Source organism: Rhizobium sp. CCGE 510, assembly GCF_000292525.1.
GTDB lineage: Bacteria > Pseudomonadota > Alphaproteobacteria > Rhizobiales > Rhizobiaceae > Rhizobium.
The window spans coordinates 1-18,145 of sequence record NZ_AEYF01000043.1; the positions used below are offsets into that span (position 1 = coordinate 1).

Sequence of the window (18,145 nt, forward strand, 5' to 3'; positions counted from 1 at the left end):
ACTATCAACCCGGTCGTTCACAATGAAACTGGAGAGCAATTAAGACTACTGCGTGCCGCCGCCGGTGAGGATCTGCAGCGCCGGCGACTGCTGGGTGCTGTTCTTGACGTCGTACATGGCGGTAAAGCGCCGCAGCAGCTTGTCGACCTTTTTCGGATCCTGGAGATCCTCGAGCTTGACGAAGCGGTTGATGAGGTCGGCCTGCTTGGCGACATCCATGCCCGAGATCTGCGACGGCAGGCTGAAGGCGGTGGTGATGACCTGATAGAGGGCCTTGTCGCCGAGGATCGAATAGATCGAGGTGATGCTCGGGGCCTTGCGGCTGAAATAGAGCGCCAGGCGGACGCCGTCATTGCTTTCGCCCTGCTGGGCTTCCATCGTCTGCTGGACGAAAAGCTTCTGGGTGTGGTCCTCGGCAGCCTTGTTCTGGATGGTGCCTATCTTGGCGCGGGTGAGATTGCCGTCCTTGTCGAAGTTGAAGGCGGCAACGATATCCTTGAAGCGTGCATCGGCCTTGGTGTTCAGATAACTCTTCTTGTCGTCGGGGTCGGAGGTGAAGATCTTCTTCAACGTTGCCTTGTCGTAATCTTTCGGGTCGAGGTTGTTCGCCTTCAACACCAGACCCGTCAGGCGGCTGTCGTCGAGGAAATCGTCGAGCGACTTCACCTTCGCCATGCCCTTGGCGAAGTAATCCACCTCGGTCGTCGCGTCCTTCGATGCCTTGTCCTTTACCGGGCCGGCCTTCAACAGCATGGTGACATGCGCTTTATAGTCGGTGGCGTATTTGGCCAAGGTCGCGTCGGGAAGCGCCTGGAAGGGTGACGCCGCCTTGCCGTCGGGGCCGAAGTTGAAGGCGCGGGCAAGGTTGGTGATACGTTCGTCCTTGAGGGAGGCGACATAACCTTTCGGGTCATAGGCGTCGCTCGTCAGGATCTTGCGCATCATCGAGCGCGAAACGTCCTGGTCGGTGAGGCCGAAGGCCTGCAGAGCCACGTGAAAGGGATCCGGCAGTTTGTCGTTGCTCTTGGTAAAATCGGCCGTCGCATTAGTGCGCAGGAAATCATTGACGGTCTTGATATCGGAAAAGTTCAGCAGGCTGTTGCTGGGCGCCAACATGTTTTTGTAGTTGGACGCCACCTCGTCGATCGCCTCATCGCGCTCGTCGTCGTAGCGCGCCATGTAATTGTCATTGGTGGTCTGCGCCTGATCGGCCGTCTGGACCGAACTGACGACCGGGAGCGATCCGTCGGCGGCGAAGTTGAAGTCGGCATTGAGATCGGCGTGGCCGGCTGCGGCTGCGGCCGTCGCATCAGTCAAAATGCTCTTCAGATCGGCATCCGCGATATCGGACGGCAGATTGTAGGTGCTTTTCAGGAAATTGGTGATGGCGGGATCGGCGATGAGATCATCGACATTGCCGATTGTCGCCATACGGGCGGAATAATCGTCGGTGCGGGCTCCGGCAGCAATTTTCGTGTTGGTGATCTGTGCCGCCGTCTGCGCCTGCATGCCGTCTTCGAGCGTGCCGTCCGCCTTGAAGTTGAAAGCGGCGGCAACGTCGGCATAGGTGCCGGTGCCGCTCTGATCGGTCAGGATAGCGCGAAGGTTGACGTCGGTGACGGTGGACGGGATGCCGTAGGCGTTGCGCACGAAATTATTCAGCTTCTGGTCCGTCAGCAACTGATCGACGTTCGAGATGCCGGCGATCGTCGCCTGGTAATAGAGGGCCGCATTGTCGGCCTTGCTGGCGGTGCTGGCGCTTTGCGCCGCCGTCTGCGAGGCGTAAAGGGTGGCGACCGATCCATCGGTCTTGAAATTGAAGAGATCGTGGACGTCGCTATAGCCCTGCGCGCTGGCCGCGGCGGGATCGACGAGGAAGGTTCTCAGCGTCGCATCGGAGACGCTGTCGGCGATCTGCATGCTGGTTCTGAGATAGCTGACCGCAACGGGATCGGACATGATGCCGTCGACGTTGGTGACATTGTCGATCATGGCGTTGAAGTGGGCAGCGTTGGCCGCCGATTTGTCGGTGGTCGACTTGCGCTGCGCCTCCGTCTGGATCACCGACCCGTTGATCGAGCCATCCGCCTGGAAGTTGAAGTCGGCATTGATATCCGCATGGCCCTGCGCGGAGGCATAGGCCGGGTCGGTCAGGATGTTCTTCAGATCGGCATTGCTGAAATCCGTGCCGAGACCGTAGGCATCCTTGATGTAGCGCGCCATGTTTCCGTCGGCGAGCAGGTCGTCGACATTGGTGATGCCGCTCGATTGCGAGGTCACCTTATAGTAGTTGGCGGTCTGCGACGCAGCCGAGGACAGCTTGTTCGCCTGGTCGAGCGTCCGGACGCGCGCCGTGTTCGAGGTCGACCCGTCAGCCTTGAAGTTGAAGGCGTTGTAGACATTGGTGAAGCCCATCAGCTGGGCATAGCCAGGATCGGTCAACACCGTGCGCAGCGCTGCCGCGGTAAAATCGGCGCCCATGCTGTAGGCCGTCGTGATATAGGCGGTCAGGCGTTTGTCGGAGACCAGATCGTCGACATTGGTGATCGTGCCGATCTTGGCGGTATAATAGGCCTTGTTGTAGTCGGCCGCCGTTGCGCCGACATAGTAGACATCGGAACCGACCGAATTGTCGATGATCACCGATTGGGAATTCAGCGTGTAGCTCTCGATGACCGAAGCCTTCTGCGTCGCCGTCTGCGCCGTGCCGTTGACGGTGCCATCGGCATTGAAGCCGAACTGGGCGGCTAGTGCCTTGTACTTGTCGCCACCTTGCGTGTTGACGACGCTGTTGGGATCGCTGAGATCGCTCGTCAGCACCTGGCGCAGAAAATCCTTCGACGCATAGGTCGGATCGATTTTGAAAGTCGTCAGTACATAGGTGCGCAGCCGGGTGTTGTTGACCAGGTCGTCGACGGTCTGCACGCTATCGATATTGTTGCCGTAGTAAGTGCTCTCGGTGCTCGCCGCCTTGTCGGCATCGATGAAGGATTGCTTGTAGAGGCCGATGAGATCGTCCTCCTGCGCATCCGTCTGCACGTCCTTGGCCGGCGCATTGAAATTGAAGGCGGAGGCGAACTCGCGATAACGCGTATCGGAAAGCTTGTTGGCGTAGCTGTTGGCGTCGGTCAGATCGCTTTCGAGCACCTTCTTCATGAAAGCCTTGGCGTAGGTCATATCCTCCAGACCATAGGCCTTCATCGCATAGCTATAAAGCTTGTAGTCGCCGAGAAAGTCGTCGACCGATGTGACCTTGTTGATATGGTCGGCGTAGTACTGAGCGTCCTTTTTGACCGTCGCCTGCGACGCAACCTTGCTGAGGCTCGACGTCATATCCTTCGACAGGATCGTGTAAGCGAGGGAAGCCGTGATCATCAAAAGCGCCCTTTTCGGCAAACTCTCTAAAAGAACGAACTGCTGGTAAGCATATTTTGCCACGGAAAGCTTACCTGAGGCTTACCTCAGGATGCATCATTTCAGCACACCACACCGTTCACCTTCCGGAAACCCTGCCGGATTCGGTTTTGATAACCATCAGAGGAGGCAAAGTTTTCTTAACCGCAATTTTTAAGCTGTACGGAACGGCGGGCCCCTATTGTCAGCCATAGAGGACGAAAAGTCCCAAGGAGAAGACCGGAAATCGGCTCTCAGGTAAGACAAGGGTAGAATGACATGAACAATCCCGCAATGAAGCCCGCCTGGGCTTCCACGACGTTACGCCTCGATCCGGCCCGCTTTCCCCAGCAGGTCAGCTACGCCATCCATGATTGTTCGGATGACGTCAACATCACCATAGACGAACGCGGCGCAGTGTTGCGCAAGATCCTCCCTTCCAGCGGCCTGCCGCTCTCGATTGCCCTGCCGAAGCGCGTCTTCAAGGGCGTCGCTGCCCGCGCCATCGACCATGGCGACGGCGAGGTTACCGTCACTCTCGAGCTTCACCACGCCGATCCGGAACTTTGCATTCCGCTGCTTGTCGCCCATGACCTCAGCGATATCGCCGCCGACTGGCGCAGCTGGTCGGAAGCCTTCCGCATCCCGATGCTGATGGTCGAGGCCGACGGCGTCGCCCGTCCGCTCGAAGACCATATTGGCGGCCTGCGCACCAGCGATCTCAAGCCGCGCCGCCGTCATTCCTACTTCGCCAACCGGCGCCCGCGCTTCCTCGTGCGCCGCACCACCGGCCGGCTGGGTGTCGCCATGAAGATCGAAGGCAAGGAAATCATCGCCCGCACCTGAGCGAAATAGCGACGCTGCCTTTTCGCAACCATTTTGAAACCCGGCGCCCGCGCCGGGTTTGTCGTTTCATGCACCGTTTACGTCATCGCTCCATTCAGGGAATGGCAAAGAGCAGCGAGATGAAGAGGCCGAAGAAGATGATCAGGCCGACGCGATTGTTCGACTTGAAGAGCGCCAGGCATTGGGCGGCATCATCGATATCGAGCCGGAGGATCTGCCAGGCGAACATGCCGGCGGCCCCGAGCAACGCCAGGAACGCGATGATATTGGCGCCGGCGAGAACGAAAGCGATAAACATCAGCACCAGCGTCAGTCCATAAAGGCCGATCAGCCATTGCCTCGTCCTGTCGCCGAACAGCCGCGCGGTGGAGCGGACGCCGATCAGTTCATCGTCCTCCTTGTCCTGATGGGCATAAATCGTGTCGTAACCGATCGTCCAGGCGACGGAGGCGGCGTAGAGCAGGATGGCGGCAAAGGAGAGGCCGCCCAAAATGCCGGCCCAGCCCATCAGCGCGCCCCAGGAAAAGGCGAGCCCCAGGTAGAATTGCGGCCAGTCGGTGAACCGTTTGGCGAAGGGATAAAACGCCACGATCCCGAGCGAAAGCACACCGAGAAAAACGGTCAGCCAGTTGAACTGCAAGAGCACGAAGAGGCCGACCAGCGCCTGCAAGCCGATGAAGATCTTCGCGTGGGCGCGCGTAACGCGGCCGGAGGGGAGCGGACGCGAGCGGGTGCGCGCCACTTCCATGTCGATTTCGTGGTCGACGAGATCGTTATAGGTGCAGCCGGCGCCGCGCATGGCGACCGCGCCGATGAAATAGAGCAAAAGGTGAGATACCAGCAGACTGCCGGAATAGAGCCCCTCGCCGATCGCCGCATTGGCGGCAAGGGTCGCCGACCAGAAACACGGCCACATCAGCAGCTGCCAGCCGATCGGGCGATCCCATCGCGCAAGCTGCGCATACGGCCAGAGCCATGACGGTAGGATCCGGTAGACCCAGTTATCGGAAGGTGCGTCGGAAACGCGATCGTTGAAGTCGCCGGTATCTTGCATGCCGCCATCTAGCGACCGGCCGGCGATCCGGTCAAGAAGCGATCTCTTTGTCTTATGCATGTCGTTATCCCGGAACCGCTGCACACTTCCGGGCGACATGCATTGGATGTTTGATGCATGCCGCTATCCCGGAACCGCTGCACACTTCCGGGCGACATGCATTGGATGTTTATGCATGTCGTTATCCCGGAACCGCTGCACACTTCCGGGCGACATGCATTGGATGTTTATGCATGTCGTTATCCCGGAACCGCTGCACACTTCCGGGCGACATGCATTGGATCACTGCAGGGAGAAATTGAACTTGTAGGTCGCCGAAACGCCGATCAGGACCTGGTTCTTCGAACCGCGGTCGCGCACCAGGCTGCTGTCGGCAGCCGGGCCGGCCAGCCGCTTATATTCGAGGAAGGAGCTTGCTGAGAGGTTTTCGGTCGCCTTCCATGTCAGGGCGGCACCCGCGCCATAGGACTGGATGCCCGACGATGGCTTGTAGGGATCAAGGCCGCTTGCTGCGGCATGCTTGGCACTGACGCCGTAATAGGCGTCGTAATAGCCGCTTGTCGCAAATGTCGCGCGCGGGCCGGCTGACAGCTGCAGATCGGGCGCGATATCGGTGAAGGCATCGACGGCAAGATCGGCGACCACGCCGTCATGGGAGCGGATGCCCTGGCGGACTTCGGCACGGGCGCGGAGGAAATCGGTCGGGTAGACTTCGACGAAAGCGCCGGCTTCCGCGCCCCACTTGACCTTCCGCAAGCCCTTCAGCTCATGGCCGTCGCCGTCATCGCGCGACGGCACGAACTTGCCGACGATACCGGCGCTGAAGGCACCCTTGTCGATGAGGGCGAAGGACGGATTGTCGTTGCGCGAGGAAAAACGCGGGCCGGCACCTTGGCGGCCGACCGAGATCAGCGGGCTGAACTTGAATTCATTATGCGACGAGCCCTCGAATTTCGGGGCGGAGAAGCCGGCGACGCCGACGTTCAGATACCAGTCGCCCGACCAGAAATGCTGGCCGCTTTCCTGCGCCGCCGCCGAACCAAAGGATGAAAGGGCAATAGCCAAAGAGATCGATACGACTGACCGATGAGACACGTCCACACTCCAGAAAACGCAAAAACAAAGCCGCGGAGGGCGGCGTCCGCTACATTTATCCGGATGTCGTTACCCCAGTGTTAACCACGGGGGACAAAGGGCGCTATTGAAAGATGTGCCGTGCCGCCCCCTCATCCGACCCTGCGGGCCACCTTCTCCCCGCTGGGGAGAAGCGGGAGAGTGTCGCCTCGTCAGCGACCCCGTTGGAGTGCCTTGAGAAATAGGGTTCGTTTAGCCAGTGTCGGCGCGCCTCGCTCCCTCTTCTCCCCTCGGGGAGAAGGTGGCCCGAAGGGTCGAATGAGGGGGCCACACGGCTGGTGGCATCTGCTTCGAATTCCGCAAACCCACCCCGCAGCATCCCTATCTCTGGTTCCACCGGCGAATGACCGGTTCCGTCAAATCGTGTTCGTAGCCGAGCACGCTGATAGAAGCCGTGTCGAGCACGAAATGGGCGCCGCCTTCCGGCGGCAGGCCGAGCCAGCGGGCGGCGAGCACACGCAGGAAATGCGAGCTGGAGAAGATCAGGATGGTGCCCGTCGCCTGGCGAAGGGCGTGGATGACGGCATCGGCGCGGGCGCCGACATCGGCGGCGAACTCTCCATTCGGGCAGCCGTCGCGAAAGAGCTGCCACCCTGGCCGCTCCGTCAGGATCGCCTTGGTGGTGACGCCTTCATAAGCACCGTAGTCCCATTCGGCGAGATCCTCCTTGATCACTGCGCCCGATGCGAAACCGGCGAGCGCGCAGGTCTTGCGGGCTCGCACGGACGGGCTCGACCAGACGGCGGAGAAGGCGTGACCCGCCAGCCGTTCGGCAAGCTTGCGGGCGGCTTCCTCACCGTTCTCCGTCAGGGGAATATCGCTGCGTCCGGTATGGCGGCCGGACAGGCTCCATTCGGTTTCGCCATGGCGGACGAGATAGATTTCGGGAAACGCACTGCTCATTCGCCCTACCTTTTCATTATGGCCGGCCCACGTGCTGCCGATCAGAACGTCACCTTTTCCAGCGGTGCGCGCCTTGCCTCGAATTCCTTCAGCCTGGCCTCGTTCCGCGCGATGTAATTGCGGTTGTCGGGAACGGCGAACGGGTTCTTGGCGATCTGGATCTGCAGGATGAAGAGTTCGTCCCAGCGGAAACCGATTTCGGAACCGGCCAGATAGAATTCCCACATGCGGAAGAACTGCTCGTCGTAAAGCGCCACCGCTTCGGCCTTGCGCGCCACGAAACGCTCGCGCCAGTGGCGCAGCGTATAGGCATAATGCATCGGCAGGATTTCCACATCCTTGACCAGCAGCCCGGCCTTTTCGAGCGGCGGCACGACTTCGCCGACGGAGGGGATATAGCCGCCGGGGAAGATGTAACGCTCGATGAAGGCATTGGTGCCGAAGCTCGGCTTCGGACGGCCGATCGAATGCAGCACCATGACGCCGTTATCGTCGAGCAGGTCCGATACCTTGCGGAAGAAATTGGGGTAGTTGCCGATGCCGACATGTTCGAACATGCCGACCGAGACGATGCGGTCGAACTTCCTGCCGGTCATGGTGCGGTAGTCCTGCAGCTCGAAACGCACACGCTCGGACAGGCCGCGCTTTTCCGCCCGGTCGCGCGAGACCTTGAGCTGTTCCTCGCTCAGCGTGATGCCGGTGAAATCGGCGCCTTCGGTCGCCTCCGTCAGATACATGCCCATACCGCCCCAGCCGGAGCCGATCTCCAGGATGCGCTGGTTCGGCTCGAGCAGAAGCTTGGCGGCGATATGGCGTTTCTTGGCGAGCTGCGCCTCGTCGAGACCGATACCTGGCGGTTCGAAATAGGCGCAGGAATATTGCCAGTCCTCGTCGAGGAACAGATCGAAGAGCTTGGCCGACAGGTCGTAGTGATGGGCGACGTTGTGCTTGTTGCGATTGCCAGGCATGCGGCTCTTCACCTGCTGCCAGGCAATGCGGCCAACGAGCAACATTGCCATCTTGAAATCGAAGATCTCGTTGGTGGTGTTCTGCTTCACCAGCGACAGGAAATCGTAAATGTTGCCCTGTTCGAGGATGAACCGGCCTTGCATATACATTTCGCCGAGCTTCATCGTCGGGTCGCGCCGGATGGCGTCCTCGGCCTCCTGATCGGCAAGGCGGGCGGCAACGGTTTCACCGGTGCCGTCGCCGATCATATGGGTCTCGCCATTGGCAAGGGTAAGTTTCAACGAACCCTTGCGGATGATTTGCTGGACGATCGAGAGGAAAGCCGACGCCATGGACGCCTCGCAAATGTGACAGGATGGTCACATCAACTTAGTCACTCTCTTTCGCCTTACAAGCGCCGGATTTCGCACTGCGCTCAGAACGTTGCCAAACTGTTGCATTTTTGCCGAAACACCGACTAAACCCTTATTTTCGCTTCATCGCTTCGGCGAGTGCGGCGCCAAAAGCACCCTGGCTTTCCGGTTTTGGGGCGGCAGGCCGGCGCTCGTTCTGCAGCTTGGAGTTTTGGTTTCCGCGAGAATCACCCCGCGGCGCAGATGCCGAAGAACCGTCATCGCGCTTCATCGAGAGCGCGATGCGTTTGCGCTTGGCATCGACCTCGACGACCCGCACCTTGACGACATCGCCCGCCTTGACAACCTCGTGGGGATCCTTGACGAAGCGGTCGGCAAGCTGGGACACATGCACCAGCCCATCCTGGTGCACGCCGATATCGACGAAAGCGCCGAAGGCGGCGACATTGGTCACCGTTCCCTCAAGCACCATGCCGGGCTTGAGGTCGGAAATTTCGTTGACGCCCTCGGCGAAGGTCGCGGTCTTGAAGCTCGGACGCGGGTCGCGACCCGGCTTTTCCAGCTCCGAGATGATGTCCCTGACCGTCGGCAGACCGAATTTCTCGTCGATGAACTGGCGCGGATCGACCGATTTCAGCACGGCGCTATCACCCATCAGCGCGCGCAGATCACGGCCGCAGGCGGCGACGATCTTCTTGGCGACGCCGTAGGCCTCCGGATGCACCGACGAGGCATCGAGCGGCTCCTTGCCGTTCGGGATGCGCAGGAAGCCGGCGCATTGCTCAAAGGTGCGGCCGCCGAGCCTGGCGACCTTCATGAGGTCCCGCCGGGTCTCGAAACGGCCCTCGCTGTCGCGGTGGCGGACGATGGCATCGGCGATCGAGGGCCCAAGGCCGGAGACGCGGGACAGCAGCGGCGCAGAGGCGGTGTTGAGATCGACGCCGACGGCGTTGACGGCGTCTTCGACCACGGCATCGAGCGAGCGCGACAGCTTCTGCTGGTCGACGTCGTGCTGATACTGGCCGACGCCGATCGACTTCGGCTCGATCTTGACGAGTTCGGCCAAGGGATCCTGCAGGCGACGGGCGATGGAGACGGCGCCGCGCAGCGACACGTCGAGATCGGGAAACTCCGCCGCCGCGGTTGCCGAGGCGGAATAGACCGAGGCGCCCGCTTCCGAAACGATGACCTTGGTCGGCTTCGGCGCCGGCAACTCGGCCAGCATGTCGGCCACCAGCTTTTCGGTTTCGCGGCTGCCGGTGCCGTTGCCGATCGAGATCAGCTCGACATTGTGCTTGCGGATTAGCGATGCGAGTTCGACCTGGGCGCCGCGCACGTCGTTCCTCGGCTGGAAGGGATAGACGGTCGAGGTCGCAATCACCTTGCCGGTGCCGTCGACGACGGCGACCTTGACGCCGGTGCGGATGCCGGGATCGAGACCCATCGTCGCGCGCGAGCCGGCAGGTGCTGCGAGCAGCAGATCCTTGAGATTGCGGGCGAAGACATGGATCGCCTCCTCTTCGGCCCTTTCGCGCAGTTCGCGCATCAGGTCGAGCGAGAGCGACATGGAAAGTTTGACGCGCCAGGCCCAGCTTGCAACCTCCATCAGCCAGCGGTCGGCGGGGCGGCTCGCGCCGATCTCATAGGCTGAAGCAATCATGCGTTCGACCGGCTTGTTCGGAGAGGCGGTCTCGGCGTCGGCTTCGATCGTCAGCGTCAGCACCTCCTCGTTCCAGCCGCGCAGCATGGCGAGCGCACGGTGGCCGGGAGCAGTCGACCAGCGTTCGGAATGGTCGAAATAATCGGAGAACTTCTCGCCCGTCGCCTGCTTGCCATCGACGACCTTGGCCTTCAGCAGCGAAGCCTGACGCAGATGAGCGCGCAATCTGCCGAGCAGGTCGGCATTTTCGGCAATGCCTTCGGCGACGATATCGCGGGCGCCTTCGAGCGCCGTCTTCACATCGGGCACCTCAGCAGTGATGAAGCCTTCGGCGAGCCCCGCCGGCTCCCGGCCGCGGTCGGCAAGGATCGCCTCGGCAAGCGGGCCGAGGCCGCGTTCGCGCGCGATTTCGGCGCGGGTGCGGCGCTTCGGCTTGTAGGGCAGATAGAGATCCTCGAGCTCGGCCTTGGTCTCGGCACCAGAAACCTTCACCTTCAGCTCGTCCGTCATCTTGCCCTGGCCGGTGATCGATTCGACGATCGCGTCGCGACGGGCTTCGAGTTCGCGCAGATAGACCAGGCGTTCGGCGAGATTGCGCAGCTGCGTATCGTCAAGCCCGCCGGTCACTTCCTTGCGATAGCGCGCAATGAAGGGCACGGTGGCACCCTCGTCGAGCAACTCGATGGCGGCTTTGGCCTGTTCGGGACGGGCGTTGATTTCGGCCGAGATGCGGGCTGCGAGAAAACGGAGGTCTGCGGCCATGGGATTTCCTATGTCGACGAAAGTTGCGGGACCATAACGGCGAAAAGCGGCAAGGCAATGCCCGACTGTGGTTTCCACAGCGGAAGTTGAGTGATTTGGGGGATCGGCAGGCGTGTTGCCGCGTGGCCCCCATCCGCCCTGCCGGGCACCTTCTCCCCGATGGGTAGAAGGGGACGTGCGGCAGCGGCCCATTCTTCGCCGCCGTCCGTGATGGAGGAAAGCAGTGCGACATATCCCTTCTCCCCTCGGGGAGAAGATGCAGGCAGGCAGATGAGGGGGCCACCCGGCAACACGCCTGCCGGGTCGCCCTACCCCATCGCTCTCTTCCGTTTTTGCGGTTGTGCAGATGCGGCATTCTTTGATAGCAGAAGCAACGTTTTTGGATCGCCCTGCCCGCGGGCGCAAGGAAAAGATTGACATGCCAAACCTTCTTCTCGAACTCCGCTCCGAAGAGATTCCGGCCCGCATGCAGCGCAAGGCTGCCGGCGACCTGAAGAAGCTGGTCACCGATGCGCTTGTCGAAGCGGGCCTGTCCTATGAGGGCGCGCGTGAGTACTGGACGCCGCGGCGGCTTGCGCTCGACATCCACGGCTTGACGGCGCGCTCCGGCGATGTGCGCGAGGAGCGCAAGGGCCCGCGCACCGATGCCAACGAGAAGGCGATCGAGGGCTTTCTGCGCGGCGCCGGCCTTTCGTCGGTTTCCGAGGCGCAGGTGGTGAGCGATCCGAAGAAAGGTGATTTCTACGTCGCGGTCATCTCCAGGCCGGGCCGTTCGGCCGAAGAGATCGTTGCCGAAGTGATGCCCGGCATCATCCGCGATTTTCCCTGGCCGAAGTCGATGCGCTGGGGCAAGGCTTCCACGAGACCAGGCGCGCTGCGCTGGGTGCGGCCGCTGCAGTCGATCGTCTGCACCTTCGGCCCGGAGCATGAAGAGACCACCGTCATCCCCTTCGAGATCGACGGTATCACCGCTTCCAACATCACCTACGGCCATCGCTTCCACGCACCCGAGCCGATCACCGTCCGGCGCTTCGACGACTATGCTGCGAACCTGGAGAAGGCGAAGGTCATCCTCGACGCCGAGCGGCGCAAGGACATCATCCTGCACGACGCCCGCGACATCGCCTTCGCCAATGGGCTGGAGCTGGTGGATGACGAAGGCCTGCTGGAGGAAGTCTCCGGCCTCGTCGAATGGCCGCAGGTGCTGATGGGCAGCTTCGAGGAGGATTATCTCTACATCCCCTCCGAAATCATCCGGCTGACGATCAAGACCAACCAGAAGTGCTTCGTGACCCGCAAACAGGTCGAGGAAACGCTGTCGAACAAGTTCATCCTGGTTGCCAATATCCAGGCGAACGACGGCGGCAAGGAAATCGTCCACGGCAACGGCAAGGTGGTGCGGGCCCGGCTTTCGGATGCGCTGCATTTCTGGAAGCGCGATCAGGGCGACCTGCCGGATCTGGAGACGCTTGACGCTTCGGCGGCAAAGTTCGGCCTCGACCTGAAGAAGCCGCTCGACCAGCGCATGGCCAAGCTCGATGCGCTCGATGTGACCTTCCATGCCAAGCTCGGCACGCAAGGAGCGCGCGTCGGCCGCATCCGGGCGCTGGCCAAGGAATTGGCCAAGATCATCGGCGCGGATGCGGTGCTCGCCGATCGCGCCGCCGTGCTCGCCAAGGCCGATCTTCGCACCGAAGCCGTCGGTGAATTCCCGGAATTGCAGGGCTTGATGGGCCGCAAATATGCGGTGCTACAGGGTGAGGATGCCTCCGTTGCCGCGGCGATCGAGGACCATTACAAGCCGCAGGGTCCATCAGACCGCGTGCCGGAGGACAAGGTGGCGATCACCATCGCGCTTGCCGACAAGCTCGACACGCTGACCGGCTTCTGGGCGATCGATGAAAAGCCGACCGGCTCGAAAGATCCATTCGCGCTGCGGCGTGCGGCACTCGGTGTCGTCCGGATCCTGCTGGAGCGCAGGGTCCGCCTGCCGCTGCTGGCGACGACCAAGGACGCCGACCTGCTCTCCTTCTTCCACGACCGTCTCAAGGTCTATCTGCGCGACCAGGGTGCCCGCCACGACCTCATCGACGCCGTGCTGACAGCCGATGCCGACGATCTGTTGATGGTGGCCCGCCGCGTCGAAGCGCTGACCGCCTTCATCACCTCGGAAGACGGCAAGAACCTGCTTGCCGGCAGCAAGCGGGCGACGCAGCTGCTCGCCGCCGAGGAAAAGAAGGGCACCGTGATCGCCGATGGCGTTTCGGCAGCACTGCTGAAGCTCGACGCCGAAAAGGAGCTGTTTGCGGCAATATCAGGTGCATCAAAAGAAGCGGCTGATGCCGTCGCCGGCGAAGATTTCCGCTCGGCAATGGCAGCCCTTTCCAAGCTGCGCGGCCCGGTCGACCGCTTCTTCGAAGAGGTGCTCGTCAACGACGAGGACGCCGCCATCCGCGCCAACCGCCTCGCCTTGCTCCGGTTGATCCGCGAGGCGACGGGAACGGTCGCGGATTTCTCGAAGATTTCGGGGTGAGAGCCGGTTTTCGGTTGGGTGCTTTAGGGTGACGCAGTGCTTGCGGCCGTGGGTCCTCGGGTCAAGCCCGAGGACGACGGAGGGTGGGGGGAGCCTATGCGGCAAGGATCGTAAGGGCGTCGTGATTTTGTAGGAATTTCTGTTGTTGTTTGCGTAATTCCCAGTCAAAACCGTTCGCGCACTTTGCTGGAATTCCTCCCGACGTCTCGCCTCTTGCCCACCGTGCCTCCCCACTCTCCGTCATACTCGGGCTTGACCCGAGTATCCACGCCGCAAGCATTTCGCTTGAATTTGTTACGCTGCCGTCACCCTTGTCAGTTCGAACACCAATGCAGTACTTGTTTCAAAACAACACGGCCGCCGGAGAACCGACGGCCGTGTTGTTTGGCGATAAGAACGCGTGTCGTCCCCGCGCCGTTTAAGCGGCGCGACGACCTTGATGCATAACGGAAGCAGCGCCGGCAGTACTGACGCGGAAGCCGCGGATGAGGTCGATGAGCTCGTCGGTGTCGGTGGCTAGCGTCTCGGCCGATGCCGTGGTTTCCTCGGCCATGGCGGCGTTCTGCTGGGTGGCGGCATCGAGCTGGTTCATCGACGATGAGATCGAGCGCAGCGTCGTGTCCTGTTCGGAGGCGCTGTGGGCGATCTTGGCGACGATCTCGTTGGCAGCCTTGATCTGGTCGGAGATCCGCTTCAGCGCCTCGCCGGCCTCGCCGACCAGCCGGACGCCGTGGTCCACCTGGCTGGAGGAGCGGGCGATCTGGTCCTTGATCTCCTTGGCCGCAGCGGCGGAACGCTGGGCAAGCTCGCGGACCTCCTGGGCGACGACCGCAAACCCCTTGCCGGATTCGCCGGCACGCGCCGCTTCGACGCCGGCATTCAGCGCCAGGAGGTTGGTCTGGAAGGCAATCTCGTCGATGACGCCGATGATCTTGGTAATCTCCGAGGACGATTTCTCGATGCCGCTCATCGCTTCGATCGCCTGGGTGACGATCGCATCGCTATGGGTCGCCTCGGTGCTGACCGAATGGACACGTTTGCTCGCCTCATGGGCGCCATCCGCCGTCTGGCGGACGGCGACGGTGAGCTCATCGAGTGCTGCCGACGTTTCCTCCAGGCTTGCGGCCTGGCGCTCGGTGCGCTGCGACAGTTCGTTGGAGGCGCGGCGGATCTCTTCCTTGCTGGTGCCGATATCGGTGCCCTTGGCGCTGACCTTGGCCATGGCGGCTTCGAGATGCGACAGCGCATCGTTGAAGTTGTCGCGAAGGGCGGCATATTTCTGGCCGAGCTCGGCGCAGCGGACGGTGAGATCGCCTCGCGCAATCATCTCCAGCGCCTGGCCGATGGTGGTCACCACCTTGGCCTGGAGCGTCGTTTCGTCCTGCTGCTGACGCAGGTTGTTCTCGCGCTCGTTTTCCAGCGCCAACTGCTGAGCCGCCTCGCGATCCGACATCGCATGGCGTTCCCGGATTTTTTCCTGCAGCGACTGGGTCGCCTTGGCCATCATGCCGACCTCATTGTTCATGCCGGTATGCGGGATGGCGATGGAAACGTCCTCCTCGGCCACCGCCTTCAGGGCGGCATGGACGTTGTTGAGAGGGCCCGTGATGCCGCGGATAACGAAGTAGGCGGCCACAATAGCAAGGAAGAACAGGATGATGCTGCCGGAGAGCGCGGTCAGGATCGTGCGGTTGATCTGAGCATCGAGATCCTCCATGTAGACGCCGGTGACGACGACGACCTTCCAAGGGTCGAAGGCCTGTGCATAGGCCGTCTTACGAAAATCGCCAGCCGGCTGACCCGGTTTGGCTGTCGAATAATACTCGACGAGACCGCCGCCCTGCTGGCCGAGCTTCACCAGCTCTTCGCGATAGAGCTTGCCTTTGCTGTCCGGCTGGCCCTTGTTGATCTGCCCGATTTTCGAGGCATCGAAGTGGAACATCATCTGGATGTCGTAGCTGTAGCCGAAGAAATAACCATCGGGATCGTATTTCATCGCATTGACGGTGGCGTAAGCCTGCTTCTGCGCGTCCTCGAGCGTCATTTCGCCCGCGGTGACCTTGGCTTGGTAAAGCTTGAGAACGGAGACCGCCGACTGAACTTCGGAACGGAGCATGTCATAGCGCTCCTTGTAGATCGCATCGACCGAGGAGCGGATCTGCAGGGAGGTGGCGATCGCAAAGGCGATCATCAGGCCGATGACCAGCAATATGAGCTGCTTCGATATTTTTAGATTTTTCATGAATCCTCGCAACGGGAATGGTGGTGCATTCCGGTGCGGTCTTCTACCGCTTGTGCGAGCGCGCCGAAAAAGACGACGCGTCTACCGCTGCTAAAACAACATGCTGCGACCGGTGCCCAACAATTGCGGCTCATCCGATAAGAAAGCTTTAATTTTACTGTTCGCGACGCGAAATCCCTAAAAATCTGGGGGACACTGACAAAGCATGACCGCGCCCACTTTCGGCATCATGTTCCAAAACAGGAATGCACCCTCGCTGCTCATCGAGGGTGCATTCGGTCCACCGGTGGTGGAACCCCAAACGATCGAAACCTTGATCAGGCAGGGGCAGGGAACTTTTGATTTGCCGCAATTCCGGACGTTAAAGCCGAAATTGCTTTAGAAACGCATCTTGAATTCTGAAACGTTTAGCGTCGCCGGTTGTTCCGCCATGCCGGCGACAACAGGTTTGGCGTCGCCGCCGATGACGGCTGCGGTCGTCGCGCTCATATCGATGCCATCGGCAGGCTGGGCAGAAGGCGCGGCGGCAATCATCGCTTCCGGGCTCGCCTTGCTGACGAAGACGACCGGCGAGCCGCCCATCCAGCCTTCAGTGCGATAGATCTTCTTTTCGCCGCCGACATCGCGGACTTCGCTGGCCTGGAGGATGCCGGGCTTGAGCTCCGGCACCGTATAGTCCTTCTTGGTCAGTTCGGCCCGCAGCGGCGGGCAAGCGGTACAGGTTTCGGTAATGATGCTGCCGTCAGCGTGCGGCGCGGTGTTGCCGATCACCTCGATGGAGGATGCCATCGCCGAACCGGCCATCAGCAGGATTGTCGCACCGAGGAAAATCTGACGCATCAACGCATCTCCGTCTCACTATGGGAGCGGTATAGCGCAGCTTTGTTTCCATCCCGTCAGGGGAAAGGGTAAAAATTTATAGAATGCGACGGTTTATACTCTACAGCACCGCGCGTCTTTTCAGACGCGCAAAGGACGCTGTCCTTAAATCGATTCCGATTTAAGAAATTATGCAGTGTCCGAGCCCGTTTCACGCTCGATCGCCCGCCAGCCGATGTCGTGCCGGCAGAAGCCGTTTTCCCACTTCACCCTGTCGAGCAGCGCATAGGCGCGGTCCTTGGCCTCCGCGACCGTGCCGCCCAAGGCGGTGACGTTCAACACGCGGCCGCCGGTCGCAACCAGTGCGCCGTTCTCCAGCGCCGTGCCGGCATGAAACACCTTCGCGCCCTCGCCTGCCTCAGGCACGGACAGGATCGGCGTGTTCTTTTCATAAGCGGCAGGATAACCTTTCGAGGCCATGACCACGGTCAACGCCGGATCGTCGTTCCATTCCGCCTTCACCTGATCGAGCGTGCCGTTGGCGGTGGCGAGCAGCAGCGGCAGCAGATCGCTCTCCAGCCGCATCATCAGCACCTGGCATTCCGGATCGCCGAAGCGGACATTGTATTCGATGAGCTCCGGCCCCTTGTTGGTGATCATCAGCCCGGCGAAAAACACGCCGGAGAAGGGGTGACCACTCTCGGCCATGCCACGCATCGTCGGCTCGATGATCTCCTTCATGGTGCGCTCGACCATTTCGGCAGTCATGACAGGCGCCGGCGAATAGGCGCCCATACCGCCGGTATTGACGCCGGTATCGCCCTCGCCCACCCGTTTGTGATCCTGGGCGGTTGCGAGCGGCAGCGCGTTCTTGCCGTCGCAGAGGCAGAAAAAGCTCGCCTCCTCGCCGTCGAGATAGGCTTCGACGACGACTTCGGCGCCGGCCTCGCCAAAGGCGCCCTCGAAGCAGTCGTCGACAGCGGCCAAGGCTTCGTCCAGCGTCATTGCCACCGTCACGCCCTTGCCGGCGGCAAGGCCGTCAGCCTTGACGACGATCGGCGCGCCCTGATCGCGGATATAGGCTTTGGCTTTCGGCGCATTGTTGAAGCGCTGATAAGCGCCTGTCGGAATGCCGTAGCGGGCGCAGATATCCTTGGTGAAGCCCTTCGAGCCTTCGAGCTGGGCGGCAGCGGCGGAAGGGCCGAAGACCGTCAGGCCATCGGCTCGCAGCCGGTCGGCGAGGCCGGCGACCAGCGGCGCCTCGGGGCCGACGACGACGAAATCGATCGCCTTGTCCTTGCAGAAAGCGGCGACCGCTTCATGATCCTCGGTATTGATAGGCACGAGGACGGCGTGTTCGCCAATGCCGGGATTGCCGGGGGCAGCGTAGAATTCCGTCATCAACGGCGATTGCGCCAGCTTCCAGGCAAGCGCATGCTCGCGTCCGCCCGATCCGATCAACAGAACCTTCATGCGC

At 61.4% G+C, this 18,145-nt stretch carries 12 protein-coding genes; 3 read left to right on the top strand and 9 right to left on the bottom strand.

Going from position 1 to position 18,145, the window contains the following annotated elements; translation table 11 throughout:
- Positions 1-45 precede the first annotated feature (45 nt).
- Entirely contained in the window at positions 46-3,375 is a 3,330-nt protein-coding gene (locus tag RCCGE510_RS19900) for a DUF1217 domain-containing protein (RefSeq protein WP_007632921.1), read from the bottom strand.
- Positions 3,376-3,672: 297 nt separating this feature from the next.
- Between RCCGE510_RS19900 and RCCGE510_RS19905 the strand changes: the two genes are divergently transcribed.
- A complete protein-coding gene (locus RCCGE510_RS19905) occupies positions 3,673-4,239 on the top strand; it encodes a DUF6101 family protein (RefSeq protein ID WP_007632922.1) in 567 nt (188 codons plus the stop codon).
- A gap of 94 nt (positions 4,240-4,333) precedes the next feature.
- Here the strand turns inward: RCCGE510_RS19905 and ubiA are convergent, their stop codons facing one another.
- The 5 genes from ubiA to RCCGE510_RS19930 form a co-directional block, all read right to left on the bottom strand.
- On the bottom strand, positions 4,334-5,293 hold the full coding sequence (gene ubiA / locus RCCGE510_RS19910) for a 4-hydroxybenzoate octaprenyltransferase (protein WP_007632923.1): 960 nt from the start codon (positions 5,291-5,293) through the stop codon (positions 4,334-4,336).
- 282 nt (positions 5,294-5,575) lie between these two features.
- Complete coding sequence (locus RCCGE510_RS19915; protein ID WP_037079293.1) at positions 5,576-6,388, bottom strand: MipA/OmpV family protein; 813 nt, start codon at positions 6,386-6,388, stop codon at positions 5,576-5,578.
- Positions 6,389-6,748: 360 nt separating this feature from the next.
- Positions 6,749-7,330: a histidine phosphatase family protein gene (locus RCCGE510_RS19920; RefSeq protein WP_007632926.1), complete on the bottom strand. Its 582-nt coding sequence runs from the start codon at positions 7,328-7,330 to the stop codon at positions 6,749-6,751.
- 41 nt (positions 7,331-7,371) lie between these two features.
- Entirely contained in the window at positions 7,372-8,631 is a 1,260-nt protein-coding gene (locus RCCGE510_RS19925; protein WP_007632927.1) for a cyclopropane-fatty-acyl-phospholipid synthase family protein, read from the bottom strand.
- 133 nt (positions 8,632-8,764) lie between these two features.
- Positions 8,765-11,074, bottom strand: coding sequence for a Tex family protein (locus RCCGE510_RS19930; RefSeq protein WP_007632928.1), 2,310 nt, complete (start codon positions 11,072-11,074; stop codon positions 8,765-8,767).
- Positions 11,075-11,492: 418 nt separating this feature from the next.
- On the opposite strand from RCCGE510_RS19930, the gene glyS reads away from it, so the two are divergent.
- Entirely contained in the window at positions 11,493-13,607 is a 2,115-nt protein-coding gene (gene glyS / locus RCCGE510_RS19935; protein WP_007632929.1) for a glycine--tRNA ligase subunit beta, read from the top strand.
- Positions 13,608-14,025: 418 nt separating this feature from the next.
- Here glyS and RCCGE510_RS19940 read toward each other — a convergent pair whose 3' ends face one another.
- Positions 14,026-15,849, bottom strand: a complete 1,824-nt coding sequence (locus RCCGE510_RS19940; protein ID WP_007632930.1) for a methyl-accepting chemotaxis protein — start codon at positions 15,847-15,849, stop codon at positions 14,026-14,028.
- 205 nt (positions 15,850-16,054) lie between these two features.
- Here RCCGE510_RS19940 and RCCGE510_RS34820 point away from each other — a divergent pair, with 205 nt between their 5' ends.
- Positions 16,055-16,231 carry a hypothetical protein gene (locus RCCGE510_RS34820; RefSeq protein WP_157179921.1) on the top strand — a complete coding sequence of 59 codons (177 nt, stop codon included), beginning with the start codon at positions 16,055-16,057 and terminating at the stop codon, positions 16,229-16,231.
- Here the strand turns inward: RCCGE510_RS34820 and RCCGE510_RS19945 are convergent.
- Both RCCGE510_RS19945 and purD read right to left on the bottom strand, forming a co-directional pair.
- A complete protein-coding gene (locus RCCGE510_RS19945; RefSeq protein WP_007632932.1) occupies positions 16,228-16,689 on the bottom strand; it encodes a plant virulence effector HPE1-like domain-containing protein in 462 nt (153 codons plus the stop codon). The two genes, RCCGE510_RS34820 and RCCGE510_RS19945, sit on opposite strands and share 4 nt — an antisense overlap.
- Before the next feature lie 168 nt (positions 16,690-16,857).
- Entirely contained in the window at positions 16,858-18,141 is a 1,284-nt protein-coding gene (gene purD, locus RCCGE510_RS19950; RefSeq protein WP_007632934.1) for a phosphoribosylamine--glycine ligase, read from the bottom strand.
- Between the last annotated feature and the right edge of the window lie 4 nt (positions 18,142-18,145).

Coding starts and splice junctions, on each gene's coding strand:
- RCCGE510_RS19920 (WP_007632926.1), bottom strand. CDS start 7,330: ATGAGCAGTGCGTTTCCCGAAATCTATCTCGTCCGCCATGGCGAAACC.
- RCCGE510_RS19940 (WP_007632930.1), bottom strand. CDS start 15,849: ATGAAAAATCTAAAAATATCGAAGCAGCTCATATTGCTGGTCATCGGC.
- RCCGE510_RS34820 (WP_157179921.1), top strand. CDS start 16,055: ATGACCGCGCCCACTTTCGGCATCATGTTCCAAAACAGGAATGCACCC.
- glyS (WP_007632929.1), top strand. CDS start 11,493: ATGCCAAACCTTCTTCTCGAACTCCGCTCCGAAGAGATTCCGGCCCGC.
- purD (WP_007632934.1), bottom strand. CDS start 18,141: ATGAAGGTTCTGTTGATCGGATCGGGCGGACGCGAGCATGCGCTTGCC.
- RCCGE510_RS19900 (WP_007632921.1), bottom strand. CDS start 3,375: ATGATCACGGCTTCCCTCGCTTACACGATCCTGTCGAAGGATATGACG.
- RCCGE510_RS19925 (WP_007632927.1), bottom strand. CDS start 8,631: ATGGCGTCGGCTTTCCTCTCGATCGTCCAGCAAATCATCCGCAAGGGT.
- ubiA (WP_007632923.1), bottom strand. CDS start 5,293: ATGCAAGATACCGGCGACTTCAACGATCGCGTTTCCGACGCACCTTCC.
- RCCGE510_RS19930 (WP_007632928.1), bottom strand. CDS start 11,074: ATGGCCGCAGACCTCCGTTTTCTCGCAGCCCGCATCTCGGCCGAAATC.
- RCCGE510_RS19905 (WP_007632922.1), top strand. CDS start 3,673: ATGAACAATCCCGCAATGAAGCCCGCCTGGGCTTCCACGACGTTACGC.
- RCCGE510_RS19945 (WP_007632932.1), bottom strand. CDS start 16,689: ATGCGTCAGATTTTCCTCGGTGCGACAATCCTGCTGATGGCCGGTTCG.